Annotated in this window: 1 protein-coding gene; it reads left to right on the plus strand. The window is 39.9% G+C overall.

The window, feature by feature from the left end:
• The coding region (locus tag E3E28_RS11015) for a nicotinate-nucleotide diphosphorylase (protein ID WP_369334081.1) at positions 1–365 on the plus strand (365 nt) is incomplete at its 5' end.
• Positions 366–393: the final 28 nt, after the last annotated feature.

Here is a 393-nt window from a genome sequence, read left to right on the forward strand (position 1 = left end):
TTCTCATAAAGGACAACCATCTTGCTTTGGTCTCTCTCGACGAAGCTATCAAAAGAGCGAAGAGCTTCAGCATTTATAAGGTTGTTGAAGTCGAAGTTGAAAGCTTAGAAGACGCTTTAAGAGCAGCAAAACTTGGTGCTGATGTTATAATGCTCGACAACATGACGCCAGAGCAAGTTGAAGAAACACTCAAGGCTCTAAAGCGTGAAGGTTTAAGAGAGAAAGTGAAAATCGAAGTAAGCGGTGGGATAACAGAGGAGAATATTCAAGATTACGCAAAGCTCGATATCGACGTTATAAGTCTTGGAGCCCTTACACACAGTGTGAAAAACTTTGACGTGAGCTTGGAGATTGTGAGAGATTAAATTTTGCCCTTATTTTTATTTTAGATGT

This window comes from Thermococcus sp. 21S9, assembly GCF_012027635.1.
Lineage (GTDB): Archaea > Methanobacteriota_B > Thermococci > Thermococcales > Thermococcaceae > Thermococcus.